General features: G+C 67.5%; 10 protein-coding genes. 4 read left to right on the forward strand and 6 right to left on the reverse strand.

Annotation, left to right across the window (positions count from 1 at the left end):
- Positions 1-100 precede the first annotated feature (100 nt).
- From CVM73_RS29855 to CVM73_RS29870, 4 genes are all read left to right on the forward strand, one after another.
- Positions 101-592 carry an NUDIX domain-containing protein gene (locus CVM73_RS29855; protein ID WP_100235368.1) on the forward strand — a complete coding sequence of 164 codons (492 nt, stop codon included), beginning with the start codon at positions 101-103 and terminating at the stop codon, positions 590-592.
- A 48-nt stretch (positions 593-640) separates the two neighbouring features.
- Positions 641-1,792 (forward strand): hypothetical protein, encoded by a 1,152-nt coding sequence (locus CVM73_RS29860; protein ID WP_100235369.1) that lies wholly within the window; start codon positions 641-643, stop codon positions 1,790-1,792.
- Positions 1,789-2,730 carry a glycosyltransferase family 2 protein gene (locus CVM73_RS29865; protein ID WP_100235370.1) on the forward strand — a complete coding sequence of 314 codons (942 nt, stop codon included), beginning with the start codon at positions 1,789-1,791 and terminating at the stop codon, positions 2,728-2,730. Before CVM73_RS29860 ends, CVM73_RS29865 begins: the two co-directional genes overlap by 4 nt.
- A gap of 305 nt (positions 2,731-3,035) precedes the next feature.
- Positions 3,036-3,545 (forward strand): GNAT family N-acetyltransferase, encoded by a 510-nt coding sequence (locus CVM73_RS29870; RefSeq protein ID WP_100235371.1) that lies wholly within the window; start codon positions 3,036-3,038, stop codon positions 3,543-3,545.
- A 40-nt stretch (positions 3,546-3,585) separates the two neighbouring features.
- Here the strand turns inward: CVM73_RS29870 and CVM73_RS29875 are convergent, their stop codons facing one another.
- The 6 genes from CVM73_RS29875 to CVM73_RS29900 form a co-directional block, all read right to left on the reverse strand.
- The gene (locus tag CVM73_RS29875; RefSeq protein ID WP_100235372.1) at positions 3,586-5,955 is read right to left on the reverse strand and encodes a TonB-dependent receptor; all 2,370 of its coding nucleotides are present in this window, start codon (positions 5,953-5,955) and stop codon (positions 3,586-3,588) included.
- Positions 5,956-6,099: 144 nt separating this feature from the next.
- On the reverse strand, positions 6,100-6,516 hold the full coding sequence (locus CVM73_RS29880; protein WP_167407138.1) for a DUF2946 family protein: 417 nt from the start codon (positions 6,514-6,516) through the stop codon (positions 6,100-6,102).
- Between the two features lie 392 nt (positions 6,517-6,908).
- Positions 6,909-8,972 carry a hypothetical protein gene (locus CVM73_RS29885; protein ID WP_100235374.1) on the reverse strand — a complete coding sequence of 688 codons (2,064 nt, stop codon included), beginning with the start codon at positions 8,970-8,972 and terminating at the stop codon, positions 6,909-6,911.
- A gap of 7 nt (positions 8,973-8,979) precedes the next feature.
- Positions 8,980-11,790 carry a DUF4159 domain-containing protein gene (locus CVM73_RS29890; protein WP_100235375.1) on the reverse strand — a complete coding sequence of 937 codons (2,811 nt, stop codon included), beginning with the start codon at positions 11,788-11,790 and terminating at the stop codon, positions 8,980-8,982.
- Complete coding sequence (locus CVM73_RS29895) at positions 11,787-12,731, reverse strand: DUF58 domain-containing protein (protein WP_100235376.1); 945 nt, start codon at positions 12,729-12,731, stop codon at positions 11,787-11,789. Before CVM73_RS29895 ends, CVM73_RS29890 begins: the two co-directional genes overlap by 4 nt.
- Positions 12,731-13,729, reverse strand: a complete 999-nt coding sequence (locus CVM73_RS29900; RefSeq protein ID WP_100235377.1) for an AAA family ATPase — start codon at positions 13,727-13,729, stop codon at positions 12,731-12,733. Before CVM73_RS29900 ends, CVM73_RS29895 begins: the two co-directional genes overlap by 1 nt.
- Positions 13,730-13,933 lie beyond the last annotated feature (204 nt).

The raw sequence follows: 13,933 nt of genomic DNA on the forward strand, positions 1-13,933 counted from the left end.
TGAGTCATGGCGCGCGATTGCCTCGCTATTGCTCCGCTGTAATGGCAAGGTCGCGAGGAACGCGCAAGCAGGGCCTGAATCGCGGCCGCAAGGAAGTCTGATGGGAGAACGTCTGAACCAGGTCCGACGGAAATTCGAGCCGTTGCTGCGGCGGATCTTCCATGTCTATTTCCTGCTCGTCCGCGGCATGACGCTCGGCGTCCGCGCCGTGGTGCTGGATGCCGAGGACCGGGTCTTCCTGGTCAGGCACAGCTACGTCAGCGGCTGGTACCTGCCGGGCGGCGGCGTCGATCTCGGTGAGGCCATGGAAGAGGCGCTGCGGCGCGAGCTCAAGGAGGAAGGCGATATCGATCTCACCGGCGAGGCGGCCCTGCACGGCATCTTCCTCAACAGCCACGTCTCCCGCCGCGACCACGTCGCGGTCTACGTGGTCAGGCAATTCAGGCAGGATCGCCCGCCCGAGCCCAACCGCGAGATCGTCGAATGCGGCTTCTTCGCCATCACCGCGCTGCCCGAGGGGACCACGCCCGGCACGCGGCTGCGGATCGCGGAAGTGCTGGATGGCAAGCCCCCGATTGCGACGTGGCGCTGAGGGCGGCCTGTGCTAGTAACCGGCCCGACGGACGCCACGGAAAACCGGATGAAGATTGCCAAGCTCGCCTTCGGTCTGATCTGTCTTGCGATCCTCGCCAGCAACGTCGTCACGATGTCGCGCTGGAGCGAGGCGCGCGGGGTCTATGACGACATCTGCTATCTCAGGCAGGCGCATCTGTTCCAGCGCTTGGGGCTCGGTGGGCTCAACACCAATGCTGCTTTGGATTACGACGGCTATTTCGAAGGCAAGATGAAACAGATCGCGTTCGCCGAATGGCAGGACCCGATCCGCTGGCCGTGCCACAACCCGATGCCGAGCGGCAAGGACGTGATGCAATATCCGCCGGGCACGGGATTCCTGCTGGCGCTGTTTCCGGAAGGGCACCAGGTGGCGCCGCTCTACATCGCCGCGAGCCTGATCGTCTGCGGCCTTGCGCTGTCTGGCATTGCCATGGCACGCACGCTGCCCTCGCTCGTCGGTGCCGGCCTGTTCGGCGCGCTCGCCGTCTATCTCATGATCAACCCGGCCAAGGCGAGCTATTCGGTGGCGCCGACCATGGCGGTGTGCGCCGTCGCGGGCTTCCTGACGGCGTTGTGGCTGACCAGGGAGAAACGCAGCGTGCTGCTGATTGCGCTGATTGGCCTCCTGCTCGGCGCGTCGGTCAATTTCAGATTGCCGAATGCGCTGCTCGCGGCCGGCTATGCCATCTATCTGGCCGTCGCGTTCCTGCGGATGCGGACGCTGTCGGCCTTCGCGCAGGGGCTCGGCTTCGCCGCCGCTGTCCTCGTCGGCATGGCCCCGACCTTGCTCGCCCAGGCCGTCAACGCCGGCAGCCCGCTGGCCACGACCTACGGCAGTGCCGATGTGGTTGCGCCGGCCTTCGACCTTGCCGTGCTCGGTCAGTACGTGCGCGACATGCAATTCGTGCTGATCGTGCTGGCGATCGGCTCCACGGCCTGGCTGCTGCGGGTAGGTCAGGGGAGCGTACGGCAGGTGGCCCTCGTCGTCGCCGGCAATCTCGTCGTCAACCTCGGCTTCTTCCTGAGCCATCCGATCTTCACGCCCTATTACATCGTGCCGATCGCGATGCTCTCCCTGTGGAGCACCTCGTTCGCCCGGCTGATGCAGCCGGAGCAGGTACGGCAGGCTGCGTCGCTCGGGCGCGAGCCGACAAGCCTCGGAGTGCCGTCGCGGTGACCTCAACGCAACTTCGCATCGCCGTGCTGGTGCCCTGCTACAACGAGGAGGCGGCGGTCGCGGCCGTCGTTGCCGGTTTCCGCAAGGCGCTGCCCTCGGCGGAGATCTACGTCTACGACAACAATTCGCGCGACCGTACCGCCGCGGTCGCGTGCGAAGCCGGCGCGATCGTGCGCAGCGAGCGCCGGCAGGGCAAGGGTCACGTCGTGCGCCGCATGTTCGCGGACGTCGAGGCCGACGTCTATGTGCTGGTCGACGGCGATGCCACCTACGATGCGCCGAGCGCACCACGCATGATCGACAGGCTGCTCGACGATCATCTCGACATGGTGGTCGGCCTTCGCGTCGATCAGGTCCCGGCCGCCTACCGGCTTGGCCATCGCACTGGCAACCGCATGCTGACCGGCTTCCTGTCGTCGACCTTCGGTCACGCTTTCAAGGATATCCTGTCCGGCTACCGGGTGTTCTCACGCCGCTTCGTCAAATCCTTCCCCGTCCTCTCCGACGGTTTCGAGATCGAGACCGAGCTCGCGGTCTATGCGCTGGAATTGTCGCTGCCGGTCGCCGAGGTCGAGACGCCCTATTACGCGCGCCCCGAAGGCTCGTTCTCGAAGCTCAACACCTGGCGCGACGGCCTTCGCATCCTCGGCACCATGCTGAAGCTCTACCGTTCGGAGCGGCCGTTGCGCTTCTTCACGGCGATCGGAATCCTGCTGGCGCTGGTCTCGGTGATCCTCGCGATCCCGATCGTGATCACCTTCATCGAGACCGGCCTCGTGCCGCGGCTGCCCACCGCCGTGCTGTCGATGGGCCTGATGATCATGGCCCTGCTGTCGGCGTCGTCGGGGCTCGTGCTCGACACGGTCACGCGAGGGCGGCGGGAGATGAAGATGCTGGCCTACCTGTCCCAGCCGGCGTTGAAACGGGACGCAGGTTGAGCCAAGGCTGCATCACCTCTCTCGCTGGGGCCTGGCAATCGGAACGGTCTGAGCAAGCGCCCCGTCCTTCGAGACGACCGCTGCGCGGTCTCCTCAGGATGAGGCTAATTGGCACGGGACCTGCTGAAACTGCTGCCGCACACTCCGCCCTCATCCTGAGGAGCCCGCCCAAAGCGGGCGTCTCGAAGGATGGCTGCAGGGAAACGCTCTCAAATGCGCTAGCTCTGCTGCTGGGGAGAGGCGAACCCGGGCGCTGACACCGCCCATGGACCTTCGCATGCGCAAGTGCTACTCCGCGAATTGACATGAACGATCTCTCAGTGACCATCCTTCCCGAGGCCGCCGGCGACGCTCAGGCGATCGAGCGGCTGCACGAACGTACCTTCGGCCCCGGCCGCTTCGTGCTGAGCGCCTACCGGATTCGCGAGCACGTCGACCATCTGCTCGAACTGTCCTTCACCGCCCGCATCGGCACGCTGCTGGTCGGCTCGGTCAGGCAATTGCCGATCCTGATTGGCGACACGCCGGCGCTGCTGCTTGGGCCGCTCACCGTCGAGCCGCCGTTCCGCGACCGCGGCATCGGCCGTCTGTTGATGGAGCGCGCGCTGAAGGACGCCAGGGAAAAAGGTCATCGCCTCGTGCTCCTGGTCGGCGACGAGCCCTATTACAGCCGCGTCGGCTTCAAGCCGGTCCCCAAGGGCCGTGTCACCATGCCGGGCCCCGTCGACGCCGCCCGCATCCTGGTGTTCGAGCTGGTCGACGGCGCCTTCGAAGGCGTGTCGGGCGCGGTCGGCCCCGACTGGAGCAAGGCGTAGCGGCGCCTGTCGGGGCCCGTAGGCCCCGACTGGCTCACGCTCAGAACTTGAAGTTCGCGAACGCCCGCACGCCGATGCCGGGCATCAAGACCTCGTCCTTGGTGTAGGACACCGAGTTGCGGATGTTCTCGTTGAGGAGATTGTTGCCGACGATGCCGGCCATCATCTCGCGCGCGCCGAACCAGTTCGGGGCGAGCTTGGTCTTGTAGCTTACCTCCGCCTTCAACAGATTGTAGCCCGCTGTCGGCGTCTCCGCGATCACCGCGATGTTGTTCTGCGCGAAGGCGTGCAGCAGGTTGACGCGCATCAGCCAGTTGTCGTCGCGCCAGAACACGCCGCCGCCCATTCTGACCGGCGGGATCCGCGGCACGTTGGTGCCGTCGCTGAAGGTGGCGCGGACCACGTCGAGCTGGTTCTCGATGCCCCAGATGCCGCCCTGGAACGCGCCGATATCGAGCTGCGACTGGAATTCGCCGCCGCGGAAATTCGCATTGCGCTGCGAGTAGACCGCCTGGTTCAGCTCGCCATCGGGCGCGCCGCACGAGGCAAAATCATCGTCGCACATCACCCCGGTGAGGCGACGATAGATGAAATTGTCGAAGTGCGTGTAGTAGACGGTCGCCTCGAAGCGGAACGGTCCCGTTGCCTTGCGTACGCCGAGCTCGACCGATTTTGCGGTCTCGATCGTGAGGTTCGGATTGCCGATGTCGAAGGTCGCCGTCGCGTCATGACCGCCGCGGGAAAACAGCTCGGCCGCCTTCGGCGCGCGCTCGACATATTGCGCGGTGATGCTGCCGACCATGCCGCCCGGCAGGTCCTGCAACAGGCCGATGCTGCCGCTCTTCGGCGTGAAGGACGGATTGCGCGCGATCGCCGCCTGCGGCGTGCCGTCGGGCAGGAAGTCCGCCGGGAAGTCAGGCGTCGTGCCGTGCAGCTCGACATGCTCGATGCGGCCGGCGATCTGCGCCCGCGTTGCTTCCGAGAACTTGAACTCGTTGAAGGCGTAAGCCGCGACGCGCGTGTTGTTGTTGGGGTCCCACAGGCCGTTGAACAGCGTGCCGGGATTGTCGGGGCTCGGCGCGCTCAATTCCTGATGCCCGACCTGGAAGCCCAGCGCCGTCGTCACCTCGGCGAATCGCGCGTTGAACGGCATCAGCTGCACCTCAGTGCGGATCTCCTGCTCCTTGTTGGTGAAGGTCTGCCGGATGCCGTCGCTGTTGAGGTCGGCGGGATCGGCAAGACCGATCTCGTTGTGGCGGTAGTCGGTGGCGCCGGCCCAGAAGCGGATGGCGTCGATCGCGGCCGCGTCGGGATGGTACTCGCCCTTGACGTTGATCTTGGTCTGGTGGCCGTCGATCCGCGTCTTGTGGTCGGCGCCGTCGATGCCGGGGATGTGGTAGAGCGAATCGTTCTGCGTGATCGACGCGCCGATATAGCCGCCCTGGAAGAAATAGGAGCCGCCGATCGAAGCGCCGTCCGAGCGCGTCGCCGAGTTCGGCTGGCGACCGTTCACGGGACGCGACTGGTCGGTCAGATAAGGATAGCTCGGGATGTAATAGTCCGAGGTGGTGCGGCCATAGGCGTCGGCATGGAAGGCAAAATTGCCGCCGCCGGTATCGAGCAGCACGCCGCTTTCAACGCCGCGATCGACCGAGCTGAAGGCGGTGCGTGTCTCGGCGGTGACGCAAGGCGAGGTCGCAGCGCTCGCGAGCGGCGCCTTGGTCGGCAGGCCGTAAGCCTGGAACGACGGCGCGCAGGAGGGCAGCGCATCCGGAATGCGGTTGTTGGTGGCGCTGACGACGCCGCCGATCGAGGTCGAGCCGTAGCGCAGCGCCGCCGGCCCGCGCACCACTTCGACCTGGTTGGTGGCGAGCGGATCGATCGGGACGAAATGATCCTCACCGAGGTCGGAGGCGCCGCCGCCATTGGTGCCGTTCTCGACGATGCCGACGCGGTTGACGTCGAGACCCCTGATGATCGGCCGGCTGGATGCGCCGGGCGCGAAGCTCGACCCGGTGATGCCGGGCTTGGAGAACAGGAGGTCGCCGAGCTGGCCGCCGCCCTCGCGGCGAATCTCCTCGTTCGGCACCACGGTGACGGTGGCGAACTGGTTGGTCACAACAGGCAGCACGCCCTGCTGAGGTGCGGCGGGCACTGGGGCTGCCGGCGCCGCTTCCGCCGTCTGCTGGCGGCTGCGCACCCGCGCGGTCCGCGTGCCGCGGCCCGCGTTACGCGACGGCACCACCGCTCTGCGCACGATGGGGCTCGGCGCCGTCACGGTGACGGCGGGGATCTCGGTCGATGATTTGTCTTGGGCGGGCTCTTGAGCGAAGGCGGGCGTGGCGGCAGCACCGAGCAGGAGCAGGCTTGCTCCGCCCAGACGCTGCGCGCGTCGCAATTGAAATGACATGGTCCTGATTCCAGTCAGGCGCCGTCCGGATGATGCTCTGCTGATCGGAGGCGGCCTGCCGTCGCGGCGCGACGGAATTCGACTTCAACTTCTCCCATTCATTCGCCGGCGTCGGCGAGGCTGGGCGTGATCAAGCGTTGGAGGTCAGGACGCGGGAGGGGCGCGCGGCTGGAACGCCGTGCCGGCCGATTTCAGATGGAGAAATTCCGCATCGGTGGTGCGGTGGAGCAGCTCGATCGCCTGTGGCAGCAGCAGCACGGGCGGTGTCGCGAACACGACGGTGCCCGCCATCGCGACGACAGCGCAGATCGCGCAATTGTCCTCGCCCGGCTGCTCACGGCCTGGGCCGGCGGGCGATTGCTTCTGGACCGCGGCGCGGTCGATCGCAGCCACGCCCGTGGCACTGTCCTTGGCGCCGTCGATCTGCTGGGCTGAGGATTGGGCGAGGGGCGCGGCCTGCGCGAACCAGTGGCTGTGGCCGAACGTCAGCGCGAGCTGCACCAGCATCGCGAACAACGCGAGCCGGGCGCCGTGCCTGCTATTCGACCGGAACCACTTCATCTGGAAACGCCACCCCCACGTCGCGAGCGGCCAATCCCTGGGCGCCGCGACGTTATAATGTAACATCACCCGATCAGTCTGCGGATGTCAACGGCGGGCGGATCGACGCATGCAGGCCGCCCAGACGATGTGTCGTTCCGGCAACTAAAGCGGAATGAGTATTGGTTGAATCGATGCGAGCCGAGGGTTCACCTCTCCCATAGGGAGAGGTCGGATCGCATCGAAGATGCGATCCGGGTGAGGGCCTGCAGTCTCACGGTGTGCTGCGGCCCCTCACCCGGATTGCTCAGGCGCGCAATTGCGTGCCATAGCAATCCGACCTCTCCCCTTTGGGGCCCCTTTGGGGAGAGGTGGGTCACTGCGACCGACCTAATCCATTCCGGCTCAGGAGCTCACCGCCCCTCGCGCACCCAGGTCGCGGCGAAGGCGCCGAGCAGCAGCAACAGGCCGATCAGGCCGGAGAAGATCGGCAGCACGCCGACGCCCTTCACCACGCTGGCGTCGCGCATCCGCACGCCCATCCAGCCGTCGCCCGCAAAGACGCTCGTCGAGCGCACCGGCAGGATGCGCGGCAGCTCGACGCTGGCGCCACTGGCCACGCGCACAGCGTTGCCGCCCGTTGCCTGTGTCAGCGGCCTCAAGGTATCGACGGTGGAGGTGACCTCCGAAAACTCCTTCGGATTGGTCGGGCCGACATTGATCAGCGCCTTCAGCGTGCCGTCGGTGGCCTGCCACAGGCCGAGCTCGTTCGCCGGCAGGCTGGCGCGCCACTCGCCGGGATCGCCGGGGCTCAGCGTCAGGTCCTGCGACACGCCTGACGGCGAGGTCACGCTGACAGGCTGGACACTGTCCGACATGGTCTGGCGCACAACGACGAGGTCCTTGCCCTGCACCTGGAGGCGCAGCGCTTCTTCATCCAGATCAGGCTGCTTCATCAGCCAGTGCGACATCCGCCGGAGCAGATCGAGATGCGGACCGCCGCCTTCATAGCCGCGCGCCCACAGCCAGATGTGGTCGGAGAGCAAGAGCGCGACGCGGCCCTCGCCGAAGCGCGACAGGAACAGAAGCGGCTTGCCGTCGACGCCGGTCATGACAGGCGGGTTGACCGCATTGCGGGTGTCGACGGTGCGGAAGAACCGGCTCCAGCGCGGCGGCTCGCTGGCGGAGCCCTCGAGGCCGCGTGTGACCGGATGGCGTTTGCCGATGTCCGACAGATGCGCATAGAACGGCTTCTCGGTCACGCCGACCGGCTCGGCCGGCAGCACCGAATCCAGCGGCGTGCGCCAGATGCTGGTGTTGGAGGCGTAGTCGGGACCGGCCGAGACCAGCACCGCGCCGCCCGAGCGGACATAGCGCGCGATATTGTCGAAATAGGCGATCGGCAGCACGCCCTGGCGGGCGTAGCGGTCGAAGATGATCAGCTGGAATTCGTTGATCTTCTGCTGGAACAATTCGCGGGTCGGAAACGCGATCAGCGACAATTCGTTGATCGGCGTGCCGTCCTGCTTCTCCGGCGGACGCAGAATGGTGAAATGCACGAGGTCGACGCTGGCATCGGATTTGAGCAGATTGCGCCAGGTGCGCTCGCCGGAATGCGGCTCGCCCGAGACCAAGAGCACGCGCAGCTTGTCGCGCACGCCGTCGATGGCAACGACGGCGCGGTTGTTCACCGGCGTCAATTCGCGCTCGAGCGGCGAGGCCTCGATCTCGACGATGTTCGGGCCGGCATGCTTGATGTCGACGTCGACGCTGGCGGCCTGGCCGCTCGAGAGCGTGCGCTCGTTGATGACCTCGCCGTCCCTGCGGATCGTGACCTTGGCGCGCTCGCCGGAGACGCCCTGGTCGTCGAGGCGGTAGCTGATGGTCTGGGTCTGCCCGACGATGCCGAAGCGCGGCGCTGCCGTGATCGCGATGCGGCGGTCGCGCTCGTCCTTCTGCCCGGTGACCAGCGCGTGCACCGGGGCCTGGAAACCGAGCGCAGCGGCGTTCGCCGGAATATCGTGGACGCGGCCGTCGGTGATCAGGAACGCGCCGGCGACGCGGTCGACGGGAACGTCCGACAAGGCCGAGGCCAGCGCCCCGAACAGCTTCGTGCCGTCGGTCTCGCCGTCGGCCTGTCCGGCCTCGACGACGCGGACTTCGAGGCCCTTGATCTTCTTCAGGCTGTCGACCAGCGCTTCCTGCGCCGCCGCGGCCTCGCGATTGCGGCTGCCGAAGTTCTGGCTCGGGCTCTTGTCGACGACGATTGCGGCGACCGAGGTGAGGGGATCGCGGTCTTCGCGTGTGAAGGAGGGATTGGCGAGCGCCAGCAGGAACAGCGCCAGCGCGGCCACGCGCACCGCGGCGCCGCGCGCACGTGCCACCAGCAGCACGATTGCAAGGACGACAACCGCGGCGAGCGCGAGCCACAGCACGATCGCGGGAACAAGCGGCGTGAATGCGATGCCGTAATTCATGTCGATCCTATTGCCCCAGCCGTTCGATCAGCGCCGGTGCGTGCACCTGGTCGGCCTTGTAGTTGCCGGTCAGCGTGTACATCACGATGTTGGCGCCGGCGCGGTAGGCGAATTCGCGCTGGCGGGTGTCGCCGCCGATCACCGGCAGCATGGCGTGTCCATCGGGCCGCACCGCCCAGGCGCCGGCAAGATCGTTCGAGGTGATGATGATCGGCGAGACGCCGTCGCCGCCGCGCGCCGGCCGCTGCGCGCTGTCCTCGTCCTCGTCGCGCGGCAGGGTCTCGACCCAGGTCTGGCCGGCGGTAAAGCGGCCGGGGAAGTCGCGCAGCAGATAGAAGGTCTTGGTCAGCACGTGCTCGCGCGGCACCGGCTCGAGCTCGGGCACGTCGAGCGACGACAGGATCTCGCGCAGCGTCTGCATGCCCGGGGTCTGCGACGCCCCGTTTGCGCCGGGCGGTGCCTCGATCGCGTCGCGGGTGTCGAACAGCACGGTGCCGCCCTGCTTCATGTAGGCGTCGATCTTGTTGATGGCGTCCTGCGGCGGCTTCGGCGCGCCCGGCACGATCGGCCAGTAGATCAGCGGGAAGAAGGCGAGCTCGTCGCGCGCGGGATCAACGCCGACGGGATCGCCGGCCTCCAGCGCCGTGCGCTGGGCCAGGAACAGCGTCAGCCCGTTCATCCCCGCTTTGACGATGGAATCGACGTCGGCATTGCCTGTGACGACATAGGCGAGGCGGGTCTGCGACACCGCCTTCATCGCGAACTCGTCGGATACGCCATCGGCGCGCGACGGCGCGGGCGAGAGCGACGCGAATCCTGCGAGCAAGGCGAGCACGATCATGGCCGGTGCGGCGCGGCGGCGAAGCAGCGCGGCAATCCCGCCGCCGAGCACCGCGACGATGATGGCGTCGATCAGGAACAGCGCGAGCGCCGTCGACAGCAGCCAGCCACGCAAATCCTGCGGCTCGGCATTGGTGTAGGTGGCGTGCCGGGCGCGCAGGGCTGTGGTGTTCAGGGCCGCGATGCGATCGGCGGCGGCAAGCGTGTTCACGGCGAGCGGTCCTTCTGCCGGACCATAGAAGCCGGGCGGATGATCTGACGTGGCGCGGTCGCGAAAATCCGCAGGCAGCGGCTTTGCGGTCGCCGGCGGCGGACCGAACGCGCCAAAACCGTCGAGGATGTGCAGCGGCGCCACCGTCTCGGCAGTCGGTTCGCTGGCAACACCCGCGCCCGGCTTGGAGGTGTAGCCGGACATGTCGACCACCCGCCGCAGCATTTCGACGAAAGTGCCGGACATCGGTAAGTCAGACCAGCGCATGTCGGCGCTGACGTGGAACAGGCTCACGAGGCCCTTGCCGCGATGCTCGCCGGTCACCAGCGGCGTGCCGTCTTCCAGCGACGCCCAGCTCTTGGTGGCGAGCACGGCATCGGGCTCGGCCAGCACCTGGCGGCTCACGGTGACGTCCTTGGGCACCGCGACGCCGGCAAACGGGCCGTCGCCCGCGAAGGCAGCGAGATGCTGCGGCTTCTCCCAGGTCAGGCTGCCGCCGAGCGTGCGGCCGCCCTTGCGCAGCTTCACCGGCACGAGATCGTCCTCGGCCTGCGCCAGCCTTGGTCCCGCGAACCGCACCAGCACGCCGCCCTGGTCGACCCAGGCATTGAGCCGCTCGCGCAGTTCAGGCGCGATGGTGCCGACATCGGCGAGGATGATCATCGGCAGCTTCTGGTCCAAAAATTGTGTGATGCCCTGCTGCGGCGAGCCCTTGTCGGCGAGCCGCACGTCGGCGAACGGGGCCAGCGCGCGGGTGAGATAGAAGGTCGGCGCCAGCAGCGGCTGCGCGGTCTCGCTGGTCGAGCCCGAGACGATGCCGATGGCGCGGCGGCGCCAGCGCTTGTCGAGCAGCTGCACCGCGCCGGCGGAGCGCTCGCCCGAGATTTCGAGCCGGGTGATGTCGTTGCGCAGCTCGACCGGCAGGTCGAACGCGGCTTCGGTCTCCTTGTCCTGCGGACCGAACGAATAGCGGGCTTCGCCGATCGGCGACGCCTTCTGGTCCAGCGCGCGCACGGTGCCGGCGGCGATGCCGCTGTCGGTGCGCAACACCTTCACTATCATCTTCGCCGCGGCGTTCTCGGCCGCGACCAGCGCCAGCGGCGAGGAGGTGCCGCCTTCGAACACGGTCAGGCTGCGATCGCCGACGGTCTTGCCGAGGCCAGCCACGAAGTCCTCGCCGCGGCCGGTGTCGACGCCGTCGGACAGCCAGGCGATCTCGCAGTCGCCGGTGACTTTGAGGAAACGGTCGACCGCGGCCAGCGTCTCGACGCGATCGATCGAATAGGGCTTTGGCGCGAGTTGCCGCAGCGCGACGCGCGCCGCCCCCGCCGGCATCAGGGTGATGTCGCGGTTCGGCTCGGACAGCGGCACCAGCGCGATGCCGCGGCCGTCGTTGTCGGCCTTGGCGATCAGCTCGTCCGCGGTCCTGATCCTGACGTCCCAGTGCGATGCGGCGCTCCAGCCGTCGTCGAACATGATCATCAGCGGCGCCTTGCTGCCGGCGAGGCCTGTTTGCGGGTTCCAGATCGGGCCGGCGGCGGCGAAGATCACCAGCGCGGCGGCGAGCAGGCGGAGCGCGGTTAGCCACCACGGTGTCCGCGAGGGCGTCTCTTCCCTCGGTGCGATGTCGAACAACAGCCGCGTCGGCGGAAACTCGATGCGGCGCGGCCGCGGCGGCATCACGCGCAAGAGCCACCACAGCACGGGCAGGCTGACGAGGCCGATCAGGAGCAGCGGTTGCGTGAAGGCGAGCGGCAATCCCATCATGCGGCCGGCCCCGCCTTGATCGTGGTGGTGCGGGCGCCCGACTTGCTCACCTGCATGCCCGCATGCAGGAACAGCAGCAGCTCGGCGGCCGAGCGGTCGGTCGCGTGCGTCGTGAACAGCCAGTCCAGCTTGTTGGTCTCGGCGCGGATTTGGTCGCGATGCAGCGCGAGCCGCGCGGTGTAGTCCTGTGCCCAGCTCTCGGCGCGGCCGGCGGTGATCACGCCGAAGCCTTCGGGCTCGACGAACTCGACGCGGCCGGAATAGGGAAACGACTCCTCGGCGGGATCGACGACCTGCACCATCGTGCCATGCGCGCCGGAGCCGGAGAGCCCTGCGAGCGTCATCCTGATCTCGGAGATCGGCGACCAGAAATCCGACAGCACGATGATCTCGGCCAGCGCCGCGGGGACAAAGGACGGCGGCAGGCTCAGCCGGTCGGCATCGTCATGCAGCATCGCCTGCGCCATCTTGTCGATCACGCTGCGGCTTGCGGTCGGCGCCATCAGTCCGGGAATACCGACGCGCTCGCCGCCGGCGACGAGCAGCTCGGCCAGCGCGAAGGCGACGATCAGCGTCCGCTCGAGCTTGGACTCGCGCGCGGTCTTCGAGGCGAACGCCATCGAGGGCGAGCGGTCCGGCCAGATCCAGACCGTGTGCGAGGCTTCCCATTCGAGCTCGCGGACATAGAGATGGTCGTCACGCGCCGAGCGGCGCCAGTCGACGTTCTGCGACGGTTCGCCCGAGACGAAGCGGCGGTACTGCCAGAAATTTTCGCCGGAGCCGGCGCGGCGCCGTCCATGCAGGCCGTGGATGACGTTGGCGGCGACGCGGCGGGCCTCGAGCACCAGGCGCGGCAGCGAAGCGGCGAGCGTGCGGCTTTCGCCATCGGCACGTCGGATCGCCAGTGTCTCCTTCGCTGCGTGCCCGTTCTCTGCTGCCATCAACCGATCCGTGTCTTCAATTGCCGGATCACGTCCGGAATCGTGCGGCCTTCGGCGCGCGCCTGGAACGTCAGCGCCATGCGGTGCTTCAGCACGGGTTCGGCAAGGTCCAGCACGTCGTCGACCGAGGGCGCGAGGCGTCCGTCGATCAGCGCACGCGCGCGCACCGCCAGCATCAGGGATTGGCTGGCGCGCGGGCCGGGTCCCCAGGCGATGAACTTGCCGGCTTCGCCGGCGTCCGGACCCGGGCGGGCCAAGCGCACCAGCGACAGGATCGCCTCCACCACGGAATCGCCGACCGGCAGGCGCCGGATCAGCCGCTGCGCGGTGATCAGCGCGTCGGGCGTCATCGCGCCCTTGGCCAGCGTCTCCTCGGCGCCGGTGGTCTCGAACAGGATGCGGCGCTCGGCATCGCGATCGGGATAGTCGACGTCGATCTCCATCAGGAAGCGGTCGAGCTGCGCCTCCGGCAGCGGATAGGTGCCTTCCTGCTCCAGCGGGTTTTGCGTCGCGAGCACGTGGAACGGCTTCGGCAGATCGTGGCGCGCACCGGCCACGGTGATGTGCTGCTCCTGCATCGCCTGCAAGAGCGCCGACTGCGTGCGCGGGCTGGCGCGGTTGATCTCGTCGGCCATCAGGAGCTGCGCGAACACGGGACCGGCAATGAAGCGGAAGGCGCGCTTGCCCGCGGTGCTCTCGTCCAGCACCTCGGCGCCGAGGATGTCCGAGGGCATCAGGTCGGGCGTGAACTGGATGCGCTTGGCATCGAGACCGAGCGTGACGCCAAGCGTCTCGACCAGCTTGGTCTTGGCGAGACCGGGCACGCCGATCAAGAGCGCATGGCCGCCGGAGAGGATGGTGACCAGCGTGTTCTCGATCACGCGATCCTGGCCGAAGATGACGGAGGCGATCGCGTCCTTGGCCGCGCGAATCTGGCTCGACACCTGCTCGGCCGATCGGACGATCCCGTCCTCGAGTTTCTCGACACTCTCCGCCATTCGCTCGCTCCTTCAGCCTGCCGCGCGGCTTGCTTGCATCGTCGCGTCAGCACATCGTTCGGATCATGGGCCCTATGCTAGACTTGCAGGAAGGCCATGTATTCGTTGAATTAACCTATCCCCACCTTATCGGCTTCGGGGTATGTACGGCATCACGAAGTGGCGACCTCCCACACCGGACTATTCCGGATGGAACCGCGCACC

The organism is Bradyrhizobium forestalis (assembly GCF_002795245.1).
Classification (GTDB): domain Bacteria; phylum Pseudomonadota; class Alphaproteobacteria; order Rhizobiales; family Xanthobacteraceae; genus Bradyrhizobium; species Bradyrhizobium forestalis.

Bases quoted from the DNA above. Each gene is read 5' to 3' on its own strand.
- CVM73_RS29875 (WP_100235372.1), bottom strand. From the start codon at position 5,955: ATGTCATTTCAATTGCGACGCGCGCAGCGTCTGGGCGGAGCAAGCCTG.
- CVM73_RS29900 (WP_100235377.1), bottom strand. From the start codon at position 13,729: ATGGCGGAGAGTGTCGAGAAACTCGAGGACGGGATCGTCCGATCGGCC.
- CVM73_RS29885 (WP_100235374.1), bottom strand. From the start codon at position 8,972: ATGAATTACGGCATCGCATTCACGCCGCTTGTTCCCGCGATCGTGCTG.
- CVM73_RS29855 (WP_100235368.1), top strand. From the start codon at position 101: ATGGGAGAACGTCTGAACCAGGTCCGACGGAAATTCGAGCCGTTGCTG.
- CVM73_RS29890 (WP_100235375.1), bottom strand. From the start codon at position 11,790: ATGATGGGATTGCCGCTCGCCTTCACGCAACCGCTGCTCCTGATCGGC.
- CVM73_RS29860 (WP_100235369.1), top strand. From the start codon at position 641: ATGAAGATTGCCAAGCTCGCCTTCGGTCTGATCTGTCTTGCGATCCTC.
- CVM73_RS29895 (WP_100235376.1), bottom strand. From the start codon at position 12,731: ATGGCAGCAGAGAACGGGCACGCAGCGAAGGAGACACTGGCGATCCGA.
- CVM73_RS29880 (WP_167407138.1), bottom strand. From the start codon at position 6,516: ATGAAGTGGTTCCGGTCGAATAGCAGGCACGGCGCCCGGCTCGCGTTG.
- CVM73_RS29870 (WP_100235371.1), top strand. From the start codon at position 3,036: ATGAACGATCTCTCAGTGACCATCCTTCCCGAGGCCGCCGGCGACGCT.